Source organism: Phascolarctobacterium succinatutens (assembly GCF_023497905.1).
GTDB lineage: Bacteria > Bacillota > Negativicutes > Acidaminococcales > Acidaminococcaceae > Phascolarctobacterium_A > Phascolarctobacterium_A succinatutens.
The window spans coordinates 862,266-885,358 of sequence record NZ_CP097284.1 but is presented as its reverse complement, the minus strand read 5'-3'; the positions used below and the strand labels follow the sequence as shown (position 1 = coordinate 885,358).

21 protein-coding genes, 2 tRNA genes and 1 pseudogene are annotated in these 23,093 nt (G+C 46.8%); 5 read left to right on the top strand and 19 right to left on the bottom strand.

The window, feature by feature from the left end:
* Window positions 1-320 precede the first annotated feature (320 nt).
* Complete coding sequence (locus M5E81_RS04205) at window positions 321-1,508, top strand: transposase (protein WP_249747950.1); 1,188 nt, start codon at window positions 321-323, stop codon at window positions 1,506-1,508.
* A gap of 88 nt (window positions 1,509-1,596) precedes the next feature.
* Here the strand turns inward: M5E81_RS04205 and M5E81_RS04200 are convergent, their stop codons facing one another.
* From M5E81_RS04200 to M5E81_RS11410, 5 genes and pseudogenes are all read right to left on the bottom strand, one after another.
* Window positions 1,597-2,796, bottom strand: a complete 1,200-nt coding sequence (locus M5E81_RS04200) for an IS256 family transposase (RefSeq protein WP_249747429.1) — start codon at window positions 2,794-2,796, stop codon at window positions 1,597-1,599.
* A 101-nt stretch (window positions 2,797-2,897) separates the two neighbouring features.
* Complete coding sequence (locus M5E81_RS04195; protein ID WP_249747949.1) at window positions 2,898-3,509, bottom strand: hypothetical protein; 612 nt, start codon at window positions 3,507-3,509, stop codon at window positions 2,898-2,900.
* 230 nt (window positions 3,510-3,739) lie between these two features.
* Window positions 3,740-5,173 (bottom strand): aspartate ammonia-lyase, encoded by a 1,434-nt coding sequence (locus tag M5E81_RS04190; protein ID WP_009146231.1) that lies wholly within the window; start codon window positions 5,171-5,173, stop codon window positions 3,740-3,742.
* Window positions 5,174-5,357: 184 nt separating this feature from the next.
* Window positions 5,358-5,930, bottom strand: coding sequence for a carbonic anhydrase (locus M5E81_RS04185; protein WP_249747948.1), 573 nt, complete (start codon window positions 5,928-5,930; stop codon window positions 5,358-5,360).
* Between the two features lie 37 nt (window positions 5,931-5,967).
* Window positions 5,968-7,002: pseudogene (locus tag M5E81_RS11410) on the bottom strand (alcohol dehydrogenase).
* Between the two features lie 233 nt (window positions 7,003-7,235).
* On the opposite strand from M5E81_RS11410, the gene lgt reads away from it, so the two are divergent.
* The 3 genes from lgt (at window position 7,236) to M5E81_RS04160 (ending at window position 8,964) form a co-directional block, all read left to right on the top strand.
* The gene (gene lgt, locus M5E81_RS04170) at window positions 7,236-8,051 is read left to right on the top strand and encodes a prolipoprotein diacylglyceryl transferase (protein WP_009146228.1); all 816 of its coding nucleotides are present in this window, start codon (window positions 7,236-7,238) and stop codon (window positions 8,049-8,051) included.
* Between the two features lie 77 nt (window positions 8,052-8,128).
* Window positions 8,129-8,205: transfer RNA gene (locus tag M5E81_RS04165), tRNA-Arg, on the top strand.
* Between the two features lie 150 nt (window positions 8,206-8,355).
* Window positions 8,356-8,964: a nucleotidyltransferase family protein gene (locus M5E81_RS04160; protein ID WP_009146227.1), complete on the top strand. Its 609-nt coding sequence runs from the start codon at window positions 8,356-8,358 to the stop codon at window positions 8,962-8,964.
* On the opposite strand, the gene M5E81_RS04155 is transcribed toward M5E81_RS04160, so the two are convergent.
* The 14 genes from M5E81_RS04155 to dnaG all read right to left on the bottom strand — a co-directional run bounded on the left by M5E81_RS04155 (window position 8,930) and on the right by dnaG (window position 22,370).
* Window positions 8,930-10,336, bottom strand: a complete 1,407-nt coding sequence (locus M5E81_RS04155) for a uracil-xanthine permease family protein (RefSeq protein WP_009146226.1) — start codon at window positions 10,334-10,336, stop codon at window positions 8,930-8,932. The genes M5E81_RS04160 and M5E81_RS04155 overlap by 35 nt on opposite strands.
* 501 nt (window positions 10,337-10,837) lie before the next feature.
* Window positions 10,838-11,794, bottom strand: a complete 957-nt coding sequence (locus M5E81_RS04150) for an XdhC family protein (protein WP_249747946.1) — start codon at window positions 11,792-11,794, stop codon at window positions 10,838-10,840.
* A gap of 2 nt (window positions 11,795-11,796) precedes the next feature.
* A complete protein-coding gene (gene yqeB / locus M5E81_RS04145) occupies window positions 11,797-12,603 on the bottom strand; it encodes a selenium-dependent molybdenum cofactor biosynthesis protein YqeB (RefSeq protein WP_249747945.1) in 807 nt (268 codons plus the stop codon).
* The gene (gene yqeC, locus M5E81_RS04140; protein ID WP_249747944.1) at window positions 12,597-13,307 is read right to left on the bottom strand and encodes a selenium cofactor biosynthesis protein YqeC; all 711 of its coding nucleotides are present in this window, start codon (window positions 13,305-13,307) and stop codon (window positions 12,597-12,599) included. Before yqeC ends, yqeB begins: the two co-directional genes overlap by 7 nt.
* A 93-nt stretch (window positions 13,308-13,400) precedes the next feature.
* Complete coding sequence (locus tag M5E81_RS04135) at window positions 13,401-13,820, bottom strand: OmpH/Skp family outer membrane protein (protein ID WP_249747943.1); 420 nt, start codon at window positions 13,818-13,820, stop codon at window positions 13,401-13,403.
* 76 nt (window positions 13,821-13,896) lie between these two features.
* A complete protein-coding gene (locus tag M5E81_RS04130; protein WP_009146221.1) occupies window positions 13,897-14,628 on the bottom strand; it encodes an aspartate/glutamate racemase family protein in 732 nt (243 codons plus the stop codon).
* A gap of 10 nt (window positions 14,629-14,638) precedes the next feature.
* Window positions 14,639-15,364: an amino acid ABC transporter ATP-binding protein gene (locus tag M5E81_RS04125; protein ID WP_009146220.1), complete on the bottom strand. Its 726-nt coding sequence runs from the start codon at window positions 15,362-15,364 to the stop codon at window positions 14,639-14,641.
* Entirely contained in the window at window positions 15,357-16,013 is a 657-nt protein-coding gene (locus M5E81_RS04120) for an amino acid ABC transporter permease (RefSeq protein ID WP_249747942.1), read from the bottom strand. The genes M5E81_RS04125 and M5E81_RS04120 overlap by 8 nt, the downstream gene beginning before the upstream one ends.
* Before the next feature lie 16 nt (window positions 16,014-16,029).
* Window positions 16,030-16,866 (bottom strand): ABC transporter substrate-binding protein, encoded by an 837-nt coding sequence (locus M5E81_RS04115; protein WP_249747941.1) that lies wholly within the window; start codon window positions 16,864-16,866, stop codon window positions 16,030-16,032.
* A gap of 120 nt (window positions 16,867-16,986) precedes the next feature.
* Entirely contained in the window at window positions 16,987-17,823 is an 837-nt protein-coding gene (locus M5E81_RS04110) for a polysaccharide deacetylase family protein (RefSeq protein WP_249747940.1), read from the bottom strand.
* The gene (locus M5E81_RS04105; RefSeq protein ID WP_009146216.1) at window positions 17,820-18,677 is read right to left on the bottom strand and encodes a polysaccharide deacetylase family protein; all 858 of its coding nucleotides are present in this window, start codon (window positions 18,675-18,677) and stop codon (window positions 17,820-17,822) included. Before M5E81_RS04105 ends, M5E81_RS04110 begins: the two co-directional genes overlap by 4 nt.
* 161 nt (window positions 18,678-18,838) lie before the next feature.
* A tRNA-Ile gene (locus M5E81_RS04100) sits at window positions 18,839-18,913 on the bottom strand.
* A gap of 54 nt (window positions 18,914-18,967) precedes the next feature.
* Entirely contained in the window at window positions 18,968-20,572 is a 1,605-nt protein-coding gene (gene rpoD, locus M5E81_RS11350) for an RNA polymerase sigma factor RpoD (RefSeq protein WP_040565375.1), read from the bottom strand.
* Window positions 20,573-20,588: 16 nt separating this feature from the next.
* A complete protein-coding gene (gene dnaG, locus M5E81_RS04085; protein ID WP_249747939.1) occupies window positions 20,589-22,370 on the bottom strand; it encodes a DNA primase in 1,782 nt (593 codons plus the stop codon).
* A gap of 180 nt (window positions 22,371-22,550) precedes the next feature.
* Here dnaG and M5E81_RS04080 point away from each other — a divergent pair, with 180 nt between their 5' ends.
* Window positions 22,551-23,030, top strand: a complete 480-nt coding sequence (locus M5E81_RS04080) for an OstA-like protein (protein WP_009146212.1) — start codon at window positions 22,551-22,553, stop codon at window positions 23,028-23,030.
* Window positions 23,031-23,093 lie beyond the last annotated feature (63 nt).

Genomic DNA, 23,093 nt, shown 5'->3' with positions numbered 1-23,093 from the left:
AACGCAGGTACACGAGCGCCTGCGTTTTTTTGCATTAGTCCATTACTTGTGGTTGGGTCGACCTAGTCCAATTTTTGTGCTCGATTAAGACCTAGTACATTTTGTGGTTTCGCTAGTACTTTCTTGTGCTCAAGCTATTCCAAATCTGTGGGTCAACCTAGTACAATCTTTGTGGTCATAGGCAAGCATTCTCTGTTCAACAAAAAATAATGGCTTGCACAGACAAAAATTTCTACACAAACCACATCTAAACAAATGAATCCTCCTTCGTTAAAATAGTAATTGCCTATATTACTAAGACGAAGGAGGATTTTTTATCTATGCGTCAGTTTATCACAAATATGCTTAACATTCAAGAGGATAAGATTGAGGAACTACAAACCATTGCGCAGTCCGACGGCTCAATCATTATTAATCTTAAGCTAAAGGTTACCTCTAAGATCTGTCCGTTCTGTTCCGGACCTGTAAAAGTTCATGGATACTACCCACGAACTCTCACACACTCTACACTGGTCAACCGTAAATGTAGCATTGTTTATCGCCAAAGAAGATTCCGTTGTCCCAAGTGTTCTTATTCTTTTAACGAACTTAATCCCTTTACTAAAGCCAATGACGGACTAACTCACGAAACCAAAATTAATATTTTGAAAGATTTAAAGCATCCCGAAGACACTTATACCAGTGTTGCTGAACGATACCATGTTTCCAAAGCTACTGTTCTAAGATTATTTGACAAACACGTAGATATTATGCGTAAGCCTTTACCAATGGTATTATCCATGGATGAGCACTATTTCCCTGAATCTGATATGGATTCTCTTTACTGCTGCCTGCTCATGAATTTTATCACGGGTGAAGTAATAGATGTACTTCCTACTCGCAGAAAGCATTACCTTATTGATTATTTTGCCTCTATCCGTGGAGATATACATAATTACACTCTCAAACGCAGCGAACTCAATAACGTAAAGTATATATCTATGGATCTGTATGACAATTTTAGGGATGTTGCACAGATATGTTTCCCGGATGCCATTGTTTGTGCAGACAGCTTTCATGTAACCAAACATCTTACAGATGACTTTAATAAGATTAGGCTAAGATGTGCACGAAATACTGAAAACCATACCTATGAGTATCTTCTAAGAAAATTTAATTTTGTATTTAACCATACTACGGACTTAGATAATGAACCAAAATACAACAAAGCCTTAGGCCGTTATGTCAATTTAAGAGATATCCGAGACTTACTGTTTGCTCAATTTCCAGAGTTGGAAATTGCTTATAACTTAAAAGAATTGTATCTGAAATTTAATCAGAGTGGAGAATATTACAAAGCTTCCGGCAGTCTCGAAGAAAACTATGATATACTTAAGAACCGATTTGGTGACTTCGGAATACCTGAATACAATGAATTTTATGGCCTTCTAGTTAATTGGAAACAAGAAATACTAGGTACTGTCAATAGTTTTGCGCAAATTTCTTCAGACATCCTAGCAGAAGTTTAGTTATATAAGTTTAACGGTTAGTGCACTTCACCGTTAAATATCAACTAGCTTCTGCTTTAGATACCTTTGCTTATTAAGTTAGCTGTTTTTAAGATATTTTTGCTTCACAATACAGTTCTTCGGCAAGCATATCTGTTAGATGTTTCATGTTCAAGTAACGTTTTTTGCCCCAATCATTGCTGGCTATATAACGCAATCTTGCACATACAAGCATCAATGCTGATTCACCATCAGGAAACGTGCCAATCACTCTTGTGCGACGCTTTATTTCTCTGTTTACACGTTCAATAACGTTATTGGTACGTATACGTAGCCAATGCTCTGACGGAAAATCCATATAGGTCAAGGTTTCCTCTAAACCATTTTCTAGTTTGTCTGCAGCCTTGTTAAGTTTCATCTCACGTAATCTGGAAATTACTGATTTTGCCTTTTCTTTAGCTGCTGCTTTATTCTCCTGAGCATGAATTGCTTTGAGCATCTTGGCAACTTCCTTGACAGTTTTACGTGGTACTACAGAGAATATATTACGGTACATATGCACCGTGCAGCGTTTGTATCTGGCATTTGGAAACACTTCACCTATGCTTTCTACCATGCCTAAATTTTTATCGCCAATTATAAGTTTTACGCCATCTAAGCCACGGCTTTTCAGCCATACAAAGAAATTTTTCCAGCTTTCAGTATCTTCTTTGAGGCCCTCGGCTGTACCTATAACTTCTCTGTATCCGTCTTCTGTGACGCCAATAGCAACTAATACAGAGGCGTTTTCAAAGGAGCCTCCCCAACATCTTTTTAGAAAAATACCGTCTACAAAGACATAGGGGTACTTTTCTGTAAGCTTCCTGGAGCGCCATTCTTCAATTTGAGCAAAGCATTTTTGATTCAGATTGCTAATGGTTCCGGCTGAAACCTTCTGTCCCCAGAGAATCTCTGTAATACTTTCAACACGACGCATAGAAACGCCGGCAAGATACATTTCTACCAAGGCTTCTTCTACGGAGCATTCACGTCTTTGGTAGCGCTGAATAATAGCAGACTCAAAAGTAAGACCTTTTAATTTAGGCACTTTTAAAGTAACGTCACCAGCTTGAGTAGAGAATGATCTTTCGTAATGACCGGCGCGATAACCTTTTCTTGTTTGCTCACGTGCGTAGCGTTCAGCTTGTACAAGTTTGTCAGCTTCTGCATCCAAAAGAGCATTGAGAGTTTCTTCTACACTATTTTTTACAATAGTTTTCAATTCGTTGTGGATAAATTGCTCGTTTAATTGTATAATGTTACCAGACATAGATTCTACCTTCTTTCATGTTTTGTGTGGTAACTTAATTGTAAGCAAAGGTAGTCTCTATGTCTATCTTTTTGAATTGAATTTGCGCAACTTATTATACGTTATCTTTGCGTAGTATCATCCCACAAAAGCTCCAGCTGCAAATCCGTGAAATATCTTCTCTGCATGCCGAAGGTAGCTTCCGGAGGCATATATTCATATTGGCTGAGCAGAATAAAACGTCCGCTGCCATCCGTATTAATCTTGGTCACAATTTGCCGCCATTGGTCAATGGCATAGCCGTTTTTAGCCAAATCTTCCAAGGCTACATATGTCACCCATTGTCCGTTTTCCTTACCGATAAGCCAATAACCGCAGTTCTGCTCATGAGCACCGATAGTGGCATTTATTTCAAAAAATATATTTTCGGGATTGGCGGTAAAAACATCCCGCACCCTATAGCCAACCATTCCATTCTCCGCAGGAACGAAGGTCTTATAAACATCTTTGGTATTTTTGTTCATCAGCTGCAGAGTGCCGTCATCAGCAAGGAAGAATTGCACGCCTTCCTCCTCATCACTGATTTCCAGTTCTCTGCTGTTCATATAGAGAAATGTTCCGTCATCAGCAGTCAGAAATTCCGCTGCCCGAACCTTGGGAGCATCTGCAAACAAGCACAGAATGCAAAGTAAAAATAAAGCTAAGCAGGAAAACAATTTCTTACCTATACGCATATTCATCAACCTCCTAAATTAGTTTCTGTCATTATAATTATAGCAACAAGAAACTCGTTTTCCCCCACCCCAAAGCATGATTTCAGGTAGGACGGAAGAAGTTTTCTTGTGCTGACAAGCAAATTTCCCAAAGCTCAAATTAAAAAGCTGCAGCTTGCTCCCGTACTCAGGAGCATAGCTGCAGCTTTTGCTTTTATTCTACTATTATAACAGAACTGCTCTCTTGTGCTTTACACCAGTTCCTCTCTGGACTCATGAATCTTCTTCAAAAGCTCCTTACCGGCAATACCCGGTCTAGTCATTTCCGCAGGAGCAAGGATAACATCCAAGTCCTCTTTGCTCAGCACCTTGCGTTCAATAAGCAGGTCCTTAATGTTTCTGTTGGTTGCCAACGCCTCCTTCGCCAGAACGGAGCAGGTTTCGTAACCGATATGCGGCAGCAACGCCGTAACAATGCCCACGCTCTTATCCAGCCATTCCGCGCATTGGGCACGGTTAGCCTTAATTCCGTCTACGCAGCGGGTGCGCAGAGTATTAACGGCATTGGTCAGGAAACGTAAGGAATTGAAAATATTGTAAGCCATAACAGGCTCCATAACATTAAGCTGGAACTGGCCGTTTTCTACGCCAAAGGCCACAGCCAAATCGTTGGCAATTACCTGATAGCAGGTCTGATCCACTACCTCGGGGATAACGGGGTTAACCTTACCCGGCATGATAGAGGAACCGGGCTGACGCGGCGGCAACGTAATTTCGCAGAAGCCTGCCCTCGGACCGGAGGCCATCAGACGCAGGTCATTGGAAATTTTAATCAGCGAAAGTGCCGATGTTTTCAAACTGGAGGATAAATCGGTGAAGATATCGGTGTTACTGGTAGCATCAACAAGATTGTCCGCGGTAGTGAAGCTCTCGCCGGTAACAAGCGTAAGCTGTTCGCAAACCTCTTTGATATATTCGGGATCGGCATTCAGGCCGGTGCCGACTGCTGTTGCGCCCATATTCATGGTGTGTAGCAGCTCACAGCTGCGGCGAATGTAGTTACTGCGTCTGCGCATGGAAGAAGCAAAAGCTTTAAACTCCAGTCCTAAGGTAATAGGCACAGCATCCTGCAGATGGGTACGGCCGATTTTCAGCACATCCTTGAATTCCTCGCCCTTCTTATCAAAGGAATCCGCCAGGTTTTCCAAGGCAATAATAAGCTGTTCAGCGCGCATCAGAGCGCAGACACGGATGGATGTAGGAATAACATCGTTAGTGGACTGCGACATATTGGCATGGTTATTAGGACTGATATAATTATAATCGCCGCGCGGACGGCCGAGAATTTCCAAAGCACGGTTGCAGATTACTTCGTTCGTATTCATATTGAAGGATGTTCCGGCACCGCCCTGAATCGGATCGGTCGGGAACTGGTCGTTCAGCTTGCCGCTGATGATATCATCGCAGGCCTGCACCATAGCATTGCCGATTTTTTCATCCAAAAGACCGATTTTCATATTGGCCAAGGCCGCAGCCTTTTTGACCATACCCAAGGCTTTGATAAAAAGCGGATCGGCAGTATAGCCTGTAATCTGGAAGTTTTCCATGGCACGCATGGTCTGTACACCATAATATGCATTATCGGGAATTTCTAATTCACCTAAAAAGTCGTGTTCTTTACGCATAATACATTTGCCTCCTTCTTCAAAAGCGTGCAAAAGCTGCTTTTAATCGAAATCTGTATTATGTATACATAATACATTCAAGCTACCATTCTGTCAAGCATATTATTGCGAATTTTGAGAAATTTACTTACAAAAAAGAACTGCCTTAAGACGCTAAGCTTAAGGCAGCTCAAAATAATCTGCTTTAGATAAAATCTACCAGTCCGTTCTCCAGATGATACATAGCACCGATAACGCGCAGGCCTTCCTGATGCTCAACCTTTTGAATCTCCAAGCTTGCTTCGATTTCCGCTTCACAGCTTTTGACATTCAGGCAGGCAGCCTTATACGGGTCGCACTCGTCGCCAATCGCTGCTTTGATTTTATCCGTAATAAATTTGATATAACCCTCCGGATCATGATTGATTGCAGTATGCACCGCACCGCAATGCGTATGCCCCATAACAACAATCAACGGCGCCCCCAGATGACTGGCAGCGTATTCAATACTGCCCAGCTGATGCTCATCAATCACATTACCGGCAATACGGATAACAAACAGCTCGCCGATACCTGTCATAAAAATATTCTCCGGAATCACGCGGGAATCAGAGCAGGTAATAATAATCGCGTAAGGCTTCTGACCGTTAACCAAGGTATCTGTTCTCTTTGCCTGCGAAATGTCCTCGCTGTTGACCATGGCATCAATATATCTGGCATTGCCTGCTTTTAATTTTTCTAAGGCTTTTGCCGGTGTTGTTGTTATATGCTTAATCATAAAATCGCCCCTCTTAGAACATGCTTTGCAAAAAAAATCACTCGGTAATCGCTATCTTGATAACTCCGTCTAATCTGTTTTCGAAAATGCGGTAAGCTTCCTCGATATCCGCCAGCTTGAAGCGATGCGTAATCAGCGGCGTAGTATCAATTTTGCCTTCTTCAATCAGGTGCAGAATCTCCGCACAGTCGCAGCCATCCACGCCACCGGTTTTGAAAATAAGATTTTTGCCGTACATATCGGGCAAAGGCAGGCTCTGCGCTTCATCGTAGAGCGCCACAACCGTTACGATAGCGTTCGGACGCGCGCATTTCCACGCGAGCTGGAAGGTGTCGCGACCGCCGGCAACCTCCAGAACAACGTCCGCACCGCCATGGTCGGAATGCTCCTTAACAAAGGCTTAGCATTCCTCAGGCTCGCAAAGCAGTACATCGGGATAATGCTTTCTGACAAACTCCGCTCTGGCTGCATCTTTTTCGCAGATGATGATGCGCTTCGGCTGCTTCAGCATAACACACAGCAGGGTGCAGATACCCGTCGGTCCCGCACCGATAATCAGCACCGTATCCTCCTCGGTGATTTCCGAAATGCGTGTTGCCCAAAAGCCGGTAGCAAGAATATCACCTACAAAAAGTGCCTGCTCATCGGTAACGCTGTCGGTAATTTTGTTCAACCCCTGGTCAGCATAGGGCACGCGCACAAATTCCGCCTGTCCGCCGTCAATGCGGCAGCCAAGCGCCCAGCCGCCATGAGGATCGGTGCAGTTGTTGACAAAGCCCTTCTTGCAGAAGAAGCATTCGCCGCAGAACGTTTCTACGTTTACCGTCACGCGGTCACCGGGCTTCACGGTTTTTACGTCGGCGCCGACCGCTTCCACCACGCCAACCATTTCATGGCCCACGGTAATTTCCGGCACAGCACGCGGTACCGAGCCATGCTTAATATGCAAATCACTGGTGCAGATGCTTCCCAAGGTTACGCGCACGAGAGCATCACGCGCAGAAACAAGCTGCGGCTTGGCCTTTTCCTGCAGAGCAAACTTTCCGTGTTCAATATAAGTCAATCCCTTCATAAATTTGCAGGCCTTCTTTCTCTATTTTTGCTTCAATAAAGCTCATATCGCTTCCCTCATTATATCATAATATTGACGCTGTGAATAATGACATAAGCAACATGTCACGCAGTACTACCTTCGCTGTTAAATTCAATAAGCTTTCTAAATAAAGAAATCACAACTTTTTCGCTGATAAAAATGCCGGAATGTGTTAAAATATTAGTTAGATTTTTTAGGAGGCTTTATCCATAATGCATCAATATCTCTTTTTTATCGGCGATTTTCCCATACGCATGTATGGTCTGATGCTCTGTACAGCAATTTTTCTGGCCACCGGCACTGCCTACTTTTTGGCTAAGCAGGACGGACGCTGGCACGAGCACATTTTAGACATCGGTATCTACGGCGGCTTCGCAGGCCTCATCGGCGGCAGGCTGTGGGATGTTTTCTTCTTCGACTGGGATTACTACAGTCATCATCTTCTGGAAATCCCCTTCGTCTGGCAGGGAGGCATGGCCGTGCAGGGCGGTATGCTGGCAGGCATTGCTGCCGGCATTGTTTACTGCAAGCTGCATAACATCGACTGGGTAGCCTTGGCGGATATCGTTTCGCCTTCTCTGCTTATCGGCCAGTCCATCGGACGCATGGCCAACCTGCTCAACGGTGACGCCTTCGGCACACCTACCGGCGGCAGCTTCGGTATTCTGTACCCGGAAGGTACTCTGGCCTACAAAACCTACGGCCCTGTCCCCCTGTGGCCGGCGGAGGTCTGGGAAGGTCAGCTGGATATCGTAATCTTTGCCCTGCTGCTTTTATTCCGCACCACCAAGCATGCACGCGGTCAAGCTTTATGTATGTACGCCATGCTTTATTCCGTAGTCCGCTTCTTTTTGGAAATGCTGCGCGGTGACTATGCCGAACCCTGGATGTTCGGACTGAAGTCCGCTCAGGCAACCAGCTTAGGCTTCTTCCTCGTTGCCTTAGGCTTCTTCATTTACTGCGGTTGGCTAGAAAAACATCAGCCTGTTGCCAAAGAAAAAGCTGTCGGCAAAAAATCTAAAAAATAATTGCAAAAAAGTGTTGACAAGAAGCGTACTTTTCGCTATAATATCATTGTTGCTTGAAACAACAGCAACGCTGATGTGACTCTGTAGCTCAGTTGGATAGAGCGTTTGACTACGAATCAAAAGGTCGCAGGTTCGAATCCTGCCAGGGCCACCAATTGAAACTAAACTCTGTAACTTTGGTTACAGAGTTTTTTTGTTTTTGCGTACAAAATATATTCTTCCGCTAACCGGTACTCACCCGCTTGTTAGCTCTACCATTCAGTCTTATAATAAAGATATATAATCAAAACCGTGAGGTAGACCTATGAACGTAAAATATTCTACAATAGCCTGCATCATCCTGGCGTCCGGCGTAGGCCGCCGCTTCGGTGTCAACAAGCTGCTGACAGCCATCGACGGAGCGCCCATGCTGCAGCACATCCTTGATATCAGCCAAGGACTTTTCGCCAAGCGTATCGTTGTTACACGCCATAAGGAGGTTGCGGATATCTGCGCGCAGCAGCAAATCCCCTGCCTGCTCCACGACAAGCCCTATCTGAGCGATACCGTGCGCCTGGGCACAGCTTATATAGAACAGCACCTGCCTCAGGCCGAAGGCCTGCTTTTCGCCGTTGCCGACCAACCGCTTTTACAACAGGCTTCGCTCATCCGCCTCACCGAAAGCTTTTTAGCGCAACCGCAAAAAATCCATCGCCTGTATTACGAAGAAACTCCCGGTAACCCCATCATCTTCCCTGCAAAATTTGCCGACGAGCTGCAGCAGCTGCCGCAGGACAAAGGTGGTTCCGTACTGACAAAAAAATATCCTGAACTGGTAGTAAAAGTACCGGTTCAGGATATCAACGAGCTGCTGGATATCGATACCCAGCAGGATAAAATTACGCTTGAGCGTCTTCGCCCCTATTCAGAATAACATTCAGCAGAATTGCTACAAAGGCTGCCGGAACGATACCGGATTCACCGAACATCATGCGCATAGCCTCCGGGCAGTGTGCCAGAATGCCGGGTGTAGCGCCCATGCCATAGCCAACGCCTAAAGCAACGGAAATAATCGTCAGGCTGCGCGGGTTAAGCTTCTCTTTAGTAACCAGCTGAATACCGCTGACAACAATCGAGGAGAACATCATTACGGCAGCGCCGCCCAGAACGGATTGCGGCATAATGGAAACCAAAGCGCCCAGCTTAGGAATCAGGCCGCAGAGAATCAAAAATACCGCACCGGTTGCCAAAGCAAAACGGTTAACAATCTTCGTCATCGCAACCAGACCGACATTCTGAGAGAAGGAAGTATTGGGCAGTACGCCGAAGACAGCAGCAATAGCAGAGCCGATGCCGTCACAAATAACGCCGCCGGACAATTCCTTGTCCGTAGCTTCACGGTTCAGACCGCTTTCAACAACGGCGGAAATATCACCGACAGTTTCAACCGCAGTAACAACAAACATAATCAATACAGGCATAATAGCACGCATATCAAATACGATATCAACAGGCATAAGCTGAGGCACAGCGAACCAGGAGGCGTTCGCTACCTTGTCCCAATGCAGTACCCAGGATTTGGTGTATTCCACTCCGTCAGGCGTAACTGCAGTTGTAGGCAGTACAAAGCCCATGAAAATAGCAGCAATGTAACCGGCGATAATACCAAGCAGAATGGAAGAAGAACTCAAAAAGCCCTTGGTGCCATGCTTGAAGAAAAGAATAACGCAAAGCACAAACAAGCCAAGCAGCAGGTTTTCAATAGAACCGAAATCCCTCGTCTTGAAGCCGCCGCCAAAGGAATTGATACCTACGGAAATCAGCGACAGACCGATGGACAGTACAACAGTACCGCAGACAACAGGCGGAAAGAAACGGCGGATACGCTTGAGCACCAGACCAAGCACTGCTTCAAAAACACCGCCGATAATCGAAGCACCCATAATAGCGCCATAGGCGACAACACCGCTTCCCAAGGTTGCAACGATACCGGCAAATACGCCGATAAAGCCGGAGCTTGTACCCATGATAATGGGCACCTTGCCACCGCAGGGACCAACGGAATATAATTGCAACAGAGTTACCAGACCTGCAACAATCATCGCATTCTGAATCAAAACAACCTGCAGCTGTTCAAAACCGGCACCGCCGACAATGCCGCAGGCACCACCAATAATCAGAACCGGTGTAAGATTGCCGACAAACATAGCCAAAACATGCTGCAGACCTAAAGGAATAGCCGAGCTCAAAGACAGCTTGCCTTCAAACTTATAAGCTTCCTCAGACAGTTTAACAAACTTAGACATATAAGCACCCCTTCATTTTTCATGCATATATTTTATCGCATATCAGGCAATATTGTAAAGAAAATTACAGAGAAAATCCGTATAAATTTTATCAGATAGCCTTTTTCGTTCGCAATTCAAAAGAGAAATATAAAAATGAGCACCGACGACGTACTTTTGCTACGTCGAGATGCTCATTTTTATATAGATAAAGTATGTGGTACATTCCCCTTTACTCATCAGCAGAACGCAGAGAAGGTACCAGAACGCTTTACTATTTAAACAGAACACGAAGAAAATATTTGATACCTTTACCATTAAACAGAACGCGAAGAAGGTATCAGAGACGAAGAAGGAGGCCCGACGGCGTACTCCCGTTACGTCAAAGGCCTCCTGATGAAAGTATATGATGCATTATACTTTATAATCAACAGAACGCGGAGAAAGTACCGGAGACGAAGAGAGAGGGCCGACGACGTACTACTGCTACGTCGAGGCCCTCTCGATAAAGTATACGGTGCTTTATACGCGTTCTGCCCTAGTTTGGATTAATTGTGCTGCAATACTCACCGCAATCTCCGCCGGCGTCTCACTGCCTATGTCGATGCCGATGGGCGTAATAACACGCGCGAGCTGCTGCTCGCTGTAACCGTCCGCCAACAAAGCGGCTCTGGCCATGGCTGCTTTATTTTTACTGCCCATAATGCCGATATAACCCACAGGCGTAGTCAACAGATAGCGCTCCACATTGGCGTCATGCACGTGACCGCGCGTCATAACTACCGCATAATCCTTTGCCGTCAGGCTGCAAACCTCCTGCAGCTTAGTAAAATCAACCTGCTGTACATGCTCCGCCTGCGGAAAGGCCGCCGCATCCGCAAACTCCGCCCTGTCATCCAGCACGATGCATTTAAACCCGAGATGACTCAAAAGCGGCACCAGCTCACGCGCAACATGACCTGCGCCAAAAACATAAACCGAACCGTCATAATCATAGTGCTCCGCATAATAAGTGCAGCCATCTATATTGATTACACCTCTGCGACCTGCAAGCTGCAGGTCTTTTTTTATTTGCGGCAGTGCATTGCCTTCACCCAAAGGCAGTAAAAACCACCAGGGAGCACGCTGCTTCATTGCACTAAGAGCTTCCTCTGGCAAGTCCCCCGTTTCTTCCCCCACAGGCAGGTAGCAGAACTGCACCTGGCAACTGCCGCCGCAGGCCATGCCTGCTGCCGGAGAAAGGTCAAATGTTTTGACAAAGCTGCCGCCACCGCAGCGCAGACGCTGCTGTGCCAGCTGCTGCGCCGCATATTCCATACCGCCGCCGCCGATGGTTCCGTAAAGCAAACCCTTTTCTCCGACCAGCATATAGGCGCCGCTGGTGCGCGGAGTAGAGCCTTCACTCTCAATCAATGCAACAAGATAGCAAGGCTGCGAATCCAAAGCCTGCACCTGTATTTTTTTCATTAAATCCTTCATTTTTATTTCTCCTGTGCATAACGGCAGACTAATTCCAGAACGCTGCCAGCAATGCAGCGCGCCTTATCCGAAATCGTAAAGCAGTTGGCCAGCTCCTCCTTACGTGGGTCGATATCGGCAATTTTAAAGCCTTCGGTAACAGCAAAGCCATCGCGAATCATGCCGCGAATCAGACCGGACAGTGTTGCCTTTACCGCCACCTGATTACTGCCATCGGTAATAGTTGCAATAGTTTCGCCCTTTTCCACAATGCTGCCAATGTCATGAACAACGTGCAGAACACCTGCGCAGGGTGCGTGCAGCACACGCTCCTTGCTATAGCCTGCGATATTACCGGGCACACCGCTGTTAGGCGCTGCACTGCCGCTGCGGATAATGCGTCCCAGGTTATGACCGCGCTTCGTTTCTACAATTACGTCGGCATCTGCGCCCACGCTGAAGCCGGGGCCTAAAGCAATAACGAGCGGTGCCATTGCGCTGTTCGTACCCAAATTACGCTTGGCAATAATCGCATCAATCACAATATCAGGCGCAAAAGCACGCACACTGTCCGCTGCTGCGTCAACCAGCACCGGTACTTCATCATGCTCCCAGACAGCGTCTGCCTCAGGCAGTGAATTTATCAATCTTGCAGTCAGGCCTTCTACCTGAGCGCTGCCCTGATACACCGCTTCGCACAGCGCTACCTGTCGACGAATTGCCGCAGGCTTGGCACATTCCAGCACTAAAATCTTAAAACCTGCTCCCCACAAGCGATGGATAACGCCTGTTGCCAGGTCACCGCCACCGCGTACAATAATCTTCAGCATTTGCTATCTCCCCTTTCACGAAGCCATATTCTTCGCTCGTCTATTCCTTCACCCACTAACAGCCGAAGCATTTCCTCCTGCTGCGCTGCTTTTATCAGGTCGCATTTATTCAAGACAATATAATAAGTGCGTGCACCGACATTTTTGCGTGCCCCCTGCTCTGAAAGCAGCAAAGCAGCCAGCATTTGTTCATCAATAACAGAATCTAAGCTGCAGCCCAAAAGCTCTGCCGCCAGCTGCGGACGCTGGCAAGCCTGCTGCAGCGAATTGTCCAAGGCGTCCATGCCCGCAACAGCCAGCACTATGTCACTGTCAGGCAAAAGTACAGGCTCATTCTCCGCAGGCACCTTGCAGGGATGATGTCTGGAGCCATCAGCCTCACACAAAATTACGTCTGCCTGCAGGTGCAGCGCTTCATATAAATCTTGCGGCGGCGCTGTCAGCTTACCTGTTGACAGTTCCGGTGTACCGATAACGGCATAACGCCCCTGCTGCCACAAATTATGTACCGCTGTTGCGTCGGCAGCAAAGCTGCCATCCGCAGGCTGCAGGATATGCGTACTCGTCAACACCAGCACCTTGCATCCGCAGGCTGCCCATGCCGCTGCCAGCTCGTACATAACCGTCGTTTTACCGCCACCGCCGACCAGGCAGATAGTATGTTTTTTCCCGTCATTTACAAAATCAAAGGGACAATCAGCCATCTGCTTCACCTCCCACCAAATACACTTATATTATAACACACTCACTAAAAAAGGCCGTCGCTTGCCTGCGACAGCCTTTAATAACATTAGTCTTTATTTGCCTTGAGCAACAGCAGCGATAACTTCTTCAGTCAGATCCTTGCCGCCGAATACAACAGCACCTGCATCAACTACATTAGCAATGCCATGAGCTTTTGCAACCTGGCCGATAGTTTTGCGGATTTTTTCGCGGATAGGATTCAGCAGGGAAGCTTCCTTCTTATCTACCTGAGCGGATAATTTTTCGCCCAGCTCGCGTCTGCCCTTTTCGTCAAGGTTCGGAGCCTTTTGGTTGAATTCATTTTCAGCCTTTTGGCGCTCCAGATTGATAGCGCTCATAGTAGTCTGAATATCAGGATAGCTGCGGAAAACACGTTCAACATTTACATAACCCAAATCTTCCGCAAAAGCACTGGTTGCGCAAGCTAAAGCCATAACCAAAGCCATAATCAAAGTCAATAAGCTCTTTTTCATTAAAACAGTAACCTCTCTTCTTAAGATTTTGATACTAATATTATCTTACACTATTTCCTATAGAAAAGCAAGCTGTTTATAATTGGCCGCTCTGCCATGTCCGTTTACGCAACGGCGGCGCAGGATAAGCCTTGCGGCTTGTTTTGAGCCCCTGCCGCACAAGGCATTCCGCCAGCGCCACAGGTGCCACCGCCGGGTCAACAACAGGAACGCCCAGACGCTCACTGAGCGGGTGCGCCAAACCTAAAAAGGATAAGCAACCCAAAAGCAGTACCTGCACTCTGCCTACCGCCAGCAAATTTTTGCCGGCTTCCGTAAGCAGGTCCAGAACCCGCTCACGCTCTGCCCACAAATCGACACCACGGGCCTCAATACCACCAATTGCAGCAATACGCGCAGAATCAACACCGCATTGAGCAACAAAAAGCTGCTTTTCCGCATAGCGTGTCGTATCTGCCAGCAAAAGCCCGGCCTGCCTGCCTACCAGCGGTGCCAGAAGACAGCTAGCCTGACCGCCGCCCACTACAGGTATGCTCACCACCTCACGGCAGGCATCCACCGCGGGGTCACTGAAGCAGTACAGCACGACTGCGTCATAGCCTTCGCTTTCCGCACGCACAGCCATTTTGATAATCTCGGGCGCAGCAAGCGCAGCATCCAGAGCAGAATCAATTTCGATATGATTTTCAACAAGGCACTCCATGTGCAGCTCCACATCCGGACCTACATGCACACTGAGCAGATGACAGCGTGCTGCCATCTGCTCAGGAGTAACCCCAAAGTCAGGATTAATTATAAATATTTTCATTAGTGTATCCTTATACCAAAACAGAAGCAAGGAACTTCTTCGCACGTTCCGTTTTCGGATGATTGAATACTTCATCCGGCGTACCGCTTTCAATCAGGTACCCGCCGTCCATGAAATAAACTGTATCCGATACGTCCTTGGCAAAACCCATTTCATGGGTAACAAGAACCATGGTTATACCGGTATTGGCAAGCTGCTTGATAACATCCAGTACCTCCTTGACCATTTCCGGATCAAGTGCGGAGGTAGGCTCATCCAAAAGCAGTACCTTCGGCTCCATCGCCAAAGCACGCGCAATCGCTACACGCTGCTTCTGGCCGCCGCTCAGACGGCTGGGATATTCATTGGCTTTATCGGAAAGATTGACCTTAGCCAACAGCTTCATAGCCTTTTCCTTGGCCTCCTGCTTGGACAGACCGTTTACTACACGGGGAGCGTAGGTCATATTTTCCAGAACAGTCATATTAGCAAAAAGATTAAAATGCTGGAACACCATGCAGGCATTCTTGCGGATATCTTCAATTTTAATTTTGGAATTTACGATGTCCTTACCTTCGAATAAAATCGCTCCGCCGGTAGGCTGCTCCAACAGATTGATACAACGCAGCAGCGTAGATTTTCCTGAACCGGAAGACCCGATAATGGTCACAACCTCACCTTTTTTTATTGTCAGGGAAACATCCTTAAGGACCTCTAAATTGCCAAAGCTTTTAGACAGGTGTTGAATCTCAATCACTGACGCGCACCTTCTTTTCTAACAAACCGCCCAAAAAGTTCAGGGCCATAACCAAAACATAATAAACAGCAGCAGCTACGATAAAGGCTTCAAACGCACGGAAGGTTTTTGCCTGAATCAGATCCGCCCAACGCAGCGTATCGGCAACACCGATAACGGAAACAAGGCTGGAATCCTTCAGCAGCATAATGCTTTCGTTTACCAAGGAAGGCAAAGCATTCTTAATAGCCTGCGGCAGAATAATATCCAGCAGGAAACGATGCTTAGGCACGCCCAAGGACATTGCTCCCTCCCACTGACCTTTGTCGACAGCAAGAATACCGCCGCGCAGTGCTTCGGAAATATATGCGGCACTGTTCAGGCCAAAGGAAAGCACGCCTGCCTCCAAAGCGGAAATAGTATAGCTCGTCAGCTGCGGTGTTGCAAAGTAAATCAGCATCAGCTGTACTAAAAGCGGCGTTCCGCGGAATACAGATATATAAACCTTCGCCAGGAAGGAAAGTACTCTGTTCTTGGACAATGTTATCAGCGCGAGGATAAAGCCTCCGAAAAAGCCCATAATTGTAGAAAAGAAAGTAAATTTAAGCGTAATCCAGACAGCGGTTGCCAAAAGCGGTATATAAGGTTCCAGAACGGAAAAATCTAACATCTGCTCAATTCACCTCTTACAGCTTTGCAATATCCAGCTTTTCAATTGCAGCTTCGTATTCTTTAGTGCCTTCTTCACCCAGATGAGCTACGAGAATTTTGTGCAGCTCGCCATTGGTGCGCATTTCTTTCAGGATTTCGTTGATTTTTTCAACATCCTTGGAATCCTTCGGCAAAGCGATAGCAAAGGTATCGTCTTTCACTACAGCTCCTTGCAGAACGTGCAGCTCAAGATCAGGATTTTGTTTTACGAAAACAGCAGCTTGGGAAGAATCGAACAGACCTGCAGCCAGACGGCCGTTTTTAATATCCTGAACAACCAGCGGAGTGGTATCCATTTCAACAACTTCGATACCGCCGACAGCCTTCAGCTCTTTAGCATAGGTAGTACCCATAGAAGCACCGGCTTTTTTACCCTTCAGTTTATCCATAGCGTCATAGCCTGCACCCTTTTTGCAGAGAATAGCCTTCATCGGGAAATAATAAGGCTTGGAGAAGGATACAACCTTTTCACGCTCGGAAGTCGGAGAAATTGCAGAAATAATAACATCAGCACGGCCGCTTTGCAAAGTCGGCACCAAAGAAGCAAATTTCATATCGGTGAATTCGATTTTCTTGTTCATCTTCTTGGCGATGTAGTGAGCAATATCAATATCGACACCCTGATAATCCTTGGTGCCTTCCTTTACGGATTCAAACGGCGGGAAGGTGGAGTTGATAGCAACAACCCATTTGTCACCCTTGCCTGCATCAGCTGCAGCATCTTTTTTCTCGCCACCGCAGCCTACCAGCATCATAGCCAGCATTGCTGTTGCCAGGAAAGCAAAAATACTTTTCATTTTAAATTTTTTCATTAGAAAAACCCCTCTCAATTTTTAATATCTGTTTACTCCGTACATTTAATGAGTAAACTTGCTCATATAATGAATTATTATACCATAGAATTAACGACACTGCCAACAGAATTTTTTAATTCAGTAACGAACCTCAATGTCATAACCCTTCTGCTTTAAAACATGTTTAGCACAGGATTCGTCAGTAGTAATCCAGGCTCCATTTTCTTTTGCATAATGAATAAATGAACGCAATGCGCGAACATATCCCGGACGTCCGACAAACTGCGGATGCATAACGAAATTAATGATGCGTCCTTCATCTGCCAGACCGTCAAACTCATCCTGCCAAATCTGCACCATTTCGCGCCCGCTGCGCAGGTAATGATGCTCCGGATGCTGCAGAGTGTACATGTCATAGGAGGTATCATCAACAATACCGTCCTTCGGCAGCTCCACGATAGGTATTTCCTTGCCGTCTATCTTCAGCAGGAAAGGACCGTCATTATTGCGCCAGTTAGAAGAATAAATACAGCCGCGATCCAGCCACAGCTGCTTATGAAAATCATGCAAGATACCATCAGGCATACGCACACCTACGGGACGTTTGCCAGTAAGGCTGCGGAAGATAGCATCAACCTTATCCATCAGTGCATTTTCTTCTTCATAAGTATCCTTTACTTCATGCAGATAACCGTGATAGCCGATTTCATGTCCCTGCGCTGCAATGTATTGAATGATTTCCGGATGAATCTCCGCAGTATAGGCAGTAGTGAAAAAGGTTGCCTTAAGGCCTTCTTCCTCCAGCATCTTCAGGATGCGCGGCAAGCCCTGCTTCGTGGCATAAAGACCACGGGACATGTGCACCAGATGACGTTCATTGATATCGTTGCGTGTAAGCCACAGAGTTTCCGCATCGATATCAAAGGAAAGCAGGAAAGCAATGCGCTTATTATCAGGCCAGTTCCAGTTCATCATGCTTCGCCTCCTTCCGCACGTTTAGCGTAAAAATCCTTTACGTAACGAGCTACCTCTTCGCAGCTGGCAAGCCATGCGCCGTTCGCCTTCATATAGGCAATAAAGCGCTCCAGCATGCGCACGCGGCTGCTGCGGCCGATAAGCTGCGGATGCAGCTTGAGAACAAAAATTTTGTCGCCCTCATTGGCAAGCTCGTCAAAATTATCCTTCCAGATATCGTAAACATAGTCCACCGGATAACTACAGGTGATAGTAGCTTCATCCGCATAGGAAAAATAGAACCAGGAGAAATCATCCAGCGTAGGCTCAGTAGGAAGCTCCACAATCGGATAGTCCTCATGCACGTACGCCCAGTCGCAATCCTTAAGCGTAGAACCGTATAAATATCCACGTTCAGCCATCAGCTGCATGGCACAGTTGGGCAGCAAATCCAGCGGACCGCGATAGCCGACAACCTTACGTCCGCTTACTTTTTCCAACAGTTCCTCGCTCTTGGCCATATTTTCTCTTTCCTCGGCAGCAGGCATATCTACAGAGGCTTCATGCAGATAGCCGTGATAGGCAAGCTCATGGCCTGCATCCGCTATTTGCTGCACCTTATCGGCATAAAGCTCCGCAATGCGTCCGGGAACAAAAAAAGTAGTTTTAAGCTGTTGGCGTTCAAGCATATCAAGACAACGCTTTAAGCCCTCATCAGGACCGTATTGGCCCCTGCTTGTGTCCGAAAAGCCGATTGTTCGCTTGCCGATTACAGATTTACGCAGCAACTCCGCATCAAAATCAAAGGTAACCATCACGGCGATACGCTTGCCGTCAGGCCAAACCATACCGTCACCATTTTTTAAAGTAAACATTCTTGCCTCCTTGGTAATTATTCAAACATATTCAGTGAAATGAATCCATATTCTTGATAACTATTTAATTATGTCACTATAAGCAGATAAATGTCAACTCATAGAATTAAAAACGCAGGCCTTTCGACCTGCGTTCACTTCGTTTTGCTGATGTAAGGTATTGGTGGGCCCAGTAGGGTTCGAACCTACGACCAGCCGGTTATGAGCCGGCGGCTCTACCACTGAGCTATAGGCCCATGCAAGCTACCAAACATTATTATTTTATAATAGTTACAGTTGTTTGTCAACTATTATTCCAAGAAGTCCTTCAGCTTTTTGCTGCGGCTGGGATGACGCAGTTTACGCAACGCTTTAGCCTCAATCTGACGGATACGCTCACGGGTAACGCCAAAGTGCTGGCCAACCTCTTCCAAAGTACGACTGCGGCCGTCCTCCAGACCAAAGCGCAGCTCCAATACCCGTTTTTCACGGATAGTAAGCGTTTCCAGAACCTCCTCCAGCTGTTCACGCAGCAGAGTAAAGGAAGCAGCGTCGGCAGGCGCCGGTGCATCGTGGTCCTCAATGAAATCGCCCAGATGCGAATCCTCTTCTTCGCCGATAGGAGTTTCCAGAGAAACAGGCTCCTGCGCAATTTTCATAATCTCGCGTACTCTGTCAACAGAGGTATCCATTTCCTTGGCAATTTCTTCCGGCAAAGGCTCGCGGCCAAGCTCCTGCAGCAGCTGGCGGGAAACACGGATAAGCTTGTTAATGGTTTCCACCATATGTACGGGAATACGGATAGTACGTGCCTGATCGGCAATCGCACGGGTAATCGCCTGACGAATCCACCATGTAGCATAGGTACTGAATTTAAAGCCCTTGTTATAATCGAATTTATCTACAGCCTTAATCAGTCCCAGGTTACCCTCCTGAATCAAATCCAAGAACAGCATACCGCGACCGACATAACGCTTGGCAATACTTACTACCAGACGCAGGTTGGCTTCGGACAAGCATTGCTTAGCTTCGTCACCCTGATGCGCAACTGCTTTCAACAGCTTTTCGAAATCCTCATCCAGATTGCAGTAGGCTTCGACAACAGCGGAATCCTTTTCTCTGCCGTCGCTCATACGCTCTCTGAGCTCGTTGAGAATAGCCTTAATCTGATACAGCTTGTGATCATCTATATCGCTTGTTTCACGCGTTACTACGAACTGCTCGCAGCCGGGAATCAGACATCTTTGTTCTGCCATCAGGCGCTGCAGATGCAGGCGCTCATCCTTGGTAAATTCAAAAATCAGGTCCTCGTAATCTTCAACAGTATAAGGCTGACCTACGCTCTGACGCTTTTTAATCATCTGCGCCACACGGAAAACAGAACGCATATTGGTAATCTGCCATTCCTCTTTCAGGCTATGACGCAGCTTTTCAATCAATGCGCTGCCGCTGTCCTCAGCAGTAAAAGCAGGCTCCTCCAGCTCAATCATTCTGCCGCGCTGAATACGCTCTGCCTGACGGCCCTTATCCATACGCTTAGCGAGCTTAACCTCATCCTCACCGATAAGCAGCGGTACTCTGCCGATTTCCTTAAGGTACATGCGTACAGGATCGTCAATGCTGATGCCTTCGGGAACGCTCATGTTTTCCAGCTCACTGCTGCTGGGCTCATCATTATCTTCGTCGTTTCCTACCAAAGGCAGTATATCTTCGTCGGAGGCGTTGTCATCATCAACAAGCTCCAGACCTTTACGTGTAATAACCTCATAGATATGCTCAACATCTTCGGGCGTGATATCTTCCAAAGTATTGGTGAGGTTCATTACATCGCCATAGGTGAGAACACCCTTATTAGCTTTACCCTTGCGGATAAGCTCATCAATTTGCTCCTGCGTTATTTTAGTAGCTGCAGCCATGGTGTCCCCTCCTTCCTTATTTATTTTGGTTTCCATAGAGTTTTTTGATTTCATTCTTTATCCTTTGACTTTCCATTAATTCACTGAGAAAACGCTCATCTGCCGATCTTTCGTATTCATCCGCCAGCAGACGATGCTTTTCATATTCTTTTTCCAGACGAAGCCGCCGCATCTGCCTGAGGCAGTCCTGCATAAGCTTATCCATATCTCCCTCCGGAAGCTGATGTGCCAAAATACGCGCCAACGCTGTCTGCGCCGCATCGTCCAGGACATTATTCAGCTTATCCGTTGTATAAGCGGTGCCAAGCTCGCACAACCTGTCAAACAGCTGTGCCAGCACAGCATCTTCAAAGCCTGTTTCCTTTACCTCCGCACGGCATTCGTCACACAGCTGCGGCTGCTCCAAAAGCAATCTCAGAAGCAGTTCTTCCGCCTGCTGACCGATACCGGCGCTTTTTTCCTCCGGAATCACCGTCGGCTGCCCAGTCTGCTGTCTGCCACCTCTGCGTGCTGCCTTGCGGTATTCTTCCGCAATCAGGCCTTCATCAATAGTCAGCCGCTGTGCCAGCCTTCGGATATGCTCCGACGCTTCAATTTCATTTTGACATTCTAATAGGAATGGTAGTATATTCGACACAGCCTCTACTTTTCCTGCTAAATTAGCAATATTATTTTGCAGGATAGTTTCATCTATTTGAAAATCAATACCATTCTGCGCCGCCGCCAGCACCTGTGCAAAAGCAGCGCTGCCATGCTGACGTACATATTCGTCGGGATCCTTACCGTCAGGTACACCTGCTATGCGCACCTTCAAGCCTGCTTCCCGAGCAATGCTCACGGCACGCACCGAAGCCTTGCGGCCTGCGCTGTCGCTGTCATAGCAGAAGATTACTTCATCCGCCAGACGCTGCAGCAGCTTAGCCTGCTCCTGGGAAAAGGCCGTTCCCATAGATGCTACAACATTATCAAAGCCTGCCGCATGCAAGCTGATAGCATCCATATAACCTTCGACAACTACAGCCCGACCGCTTTTGCGGATAGCCTTCAAAGCTATATCCAGACCAAAAAGCAGCCTTCGCTTATTAAACCACTGCGTTTCCGCTGTATTCAGATATTTAGGCGTGCTGTTGTCCAGCACTCTGCCGCCAAAGCCGACTATACGTCCGCGCGCATCGCGGATAGGAATAATCACACGGTTGCGGAACTTGTCATAATAGCCGTCGCGCCCACGGGCCGCCAGTCCGGCAGCCTCCAGCACCTGCGGCTGACAGCCGCGCTTAGCAAGAGAGCTGACAAGCGCGGTAAAATTATTCAGCGCATAGCCTATGCCAAAGCCGGCAATAATTTCTTTGCCTATTCCGCGCCCGGCAAGATAAGCCAGGGCAGGTTCACCGTAAGCAGTTTTTGTCAGACAGGCCTGAAAAAATTTTGACGCCAGCTCATTAGCACTATAAATGCTGTCCCTTTGTTTCTCGCGCGCAATTTCGGCGGCCGTCTTCTGCTTCTCAGGTATCGGAATACCGTATCTGCCGGCCAGCAGCTTTAATGCATCCATAAAGCTGCAGTTTTCGATTTTCATAATAAACTTAAAAATATCTCCGCCCTCATGGCAGCCAAAGCAATAAAACATGCTCTTGCCGGGGTTCACCGAAAAGGACGGCGTTTTCTCTCCGTGAAACGGGCAACAGCCCCAGTAGTTCTGGCCTTTCTTTTTCAACGGCACATAACCGGAGATTATTTCTACCATATCAGCTGTGCTGCGCACCTGCTCTTTAAAGTTTTCAAAATCTCCGTTCATTACCCTCTCCGCCTCCAACTACTATATCACACATAATTTATATTCAATGTATAAAGGAAAAATCCTCTTTTTTTCTAAAAAAATCTTTTTTAATGCTTGCGCCGATTCTCTAAAAATACTATAATAAAGAGTACACTTAAAATTTCTCCTGTTTTTCATGCTACAAGAGGTGATTTATTCATGAAGAAATTGCTTTTAATATTAACTATGCTTGTTATGATGCTGCCTTCTATGTGCTTTGCCGATCCGGTAATCAAGAGTGACAGCCGTACCTTTAACCCGCTCACCGGTGTATATGACCTGCAGGGAAATGTTTTCGTACAGTTTCCTGCACATGATACTACCTTAACCATTACCGGAGACGCCACCAAGGTATATCTTTATGCTATGGAGGTTCACGGCCAGGGCAATATTCGTCTGAGCTTCGGTGATATGAGCTTTGCCTGCGATAAGGTAGATGTATATCATTCCGGCAGAACTGCCTATGTAAACGGCAATCTTGTTTTTAATGATAACAGCAATAAAATTACCGCAGACAGCGGCAGCTACTGCTGGAAGACGAAAATTGCAGCCTTCCATGGTAATGTAACGGTCAACGGTCAGCCGCATGACGGTGATGTAGCCTATAACGTTATAGAAAATAGAATAACAGCGCAGTAAATATTTGCACTAACCAAAATAGCCCATGTTTTACGCTAAGTAAGGCATGGGTTTTTCTGTTGT

Coding starts and splice junctions, on each gene's coding strand:
- M5E81_RS04205 (WP_249747950.1), top strand. CDS start 321: ATGCGTCAGTTTATCACAAATATGCTTAACATTCAAGAGGATAAGATT.
- M5E81_RS04200 (WP_249747429.1), bottom strand. CDS start 2,796: ATGTCTGGTAACATTATACAATTAAACGAGCAATTTATCCACAACGAA.
- M5E81_RS04195 (WP_249747949.1), bottom strand. CDS start 3,509: ATGCGTATAGGTAAGAAATTGTTTTCCTGCTTAGCTTTATTTTTACTT.
- M5E81_RS04190 (WP_009146231.1), bottom strand. CDS start 5,173: ATGCGTAAAGAACACGACTTTTTAGGTGAATTAGAAATTCCCGATAAT.
- M5E81_RS04185 (WP_249747948.1), bottom strand. CDS start 5,930: ATGATTAAGCATATAACAACAACACCGGCAAAAGCCTTAGAAAAATTA.
- lgt (WP_009146228.1), top strand. CDS start 7,236: ATGCATCAATATCTCTTTTTTATCGGCGATTTTCCCATACGCATGTAT.
- M5E81_RS04160 (WP_009146227.1), top strand. CDS start 8,356: ATGAACGTAAAATATTCTACAATAGCCTGCATCATCCTGGCGTCCGGC.
- M5E81_RS04155 (WP_009146226.1), bottom strand. CDS start 10,336: ATGTCTAAGTTTGTTAAACTGTCTGAGGAAGCTTATAAGTTTGAAGGC.
- M5E81_RS04150 (WP_249747946.1), bottom strand. CDS start 11,794: ATGAAGGATTTAATGAAAAAAATACAGGTGCAGGCTTTGGATTCGCAG.
- yqeB (WP_249747945.1), bottom strand. CDS start 12,603: ATGCTGAAGATTATTGTACGCGGTGGCGGTGACCTGGCAACAGGCGTT.
- yqeC (WP_249747944.1), bottom strand. CDS start 13,307: ATGGCTGATTGTCCCTTTGATTTTGTAAATGACGGGAAAAAACATACT.
- M5E81_RS04135 (WP_249747943.1), bottom strand. CDS start 13,820: ATGAAAAAGAGCTTATTGACTTTGATTATGGCTTTGGTTATGGCTTTA.
- M5E81_RS04130 (WP_009146221.1), bottom strand. CDS start 14,628: ATGAAAATATTTATAATTAATCCTGACTTTGGGGTTACTCCTGAGCAG.
- M5E81_RS04120 (WP_249747942.1), bottom strand. CDS start 16,013: ATGTTAGATTTTTCCGTTCTGGAACCTTATATACCGCTTTTGGCAACC.
- M5E81_RS04115 (WP_249747941.1), bottom strand. CDS start 16,866: ATGAAAAAATTTAAAATGAAAAGTATTTTTGCTTTCCTGGCAACAGCA.
- M5E81_RS04110 (WP_249747940.1), bottom strand. CDS start 17,823: ATGATGAACTGGAACTGGCCTGATAATAAGCGCATTGCTTTCCTGCTT.
- M5E81_RS04105 (WP_009146216.1), bottom strand. CDS start 18,677: ATGTTTACTTTAAAAAATGGTGACGGTATGGTTTGGCCTGACGGCAAG.
- rpoD (WP_040565375.1), bottom strand. CDS start 20,572: ATGGCTGCAGCTACTAAAATAACGCAGGAGCAAATTGATGAGCTTATC.
- dnaG (WP_249747939.1), bottom strand. CDS start 22,370: ATGAACGGAGATTTTGAAAACTTTAAAGAGCAGGTGCGCAGCACAGCT.
- M5E81_RS04080 (WP_009146212.1), top strand. CDS start 22,551: ATGAAGAAATTGCTTTTAATATTAACTATGCTTGTTATGATGCTGCCT.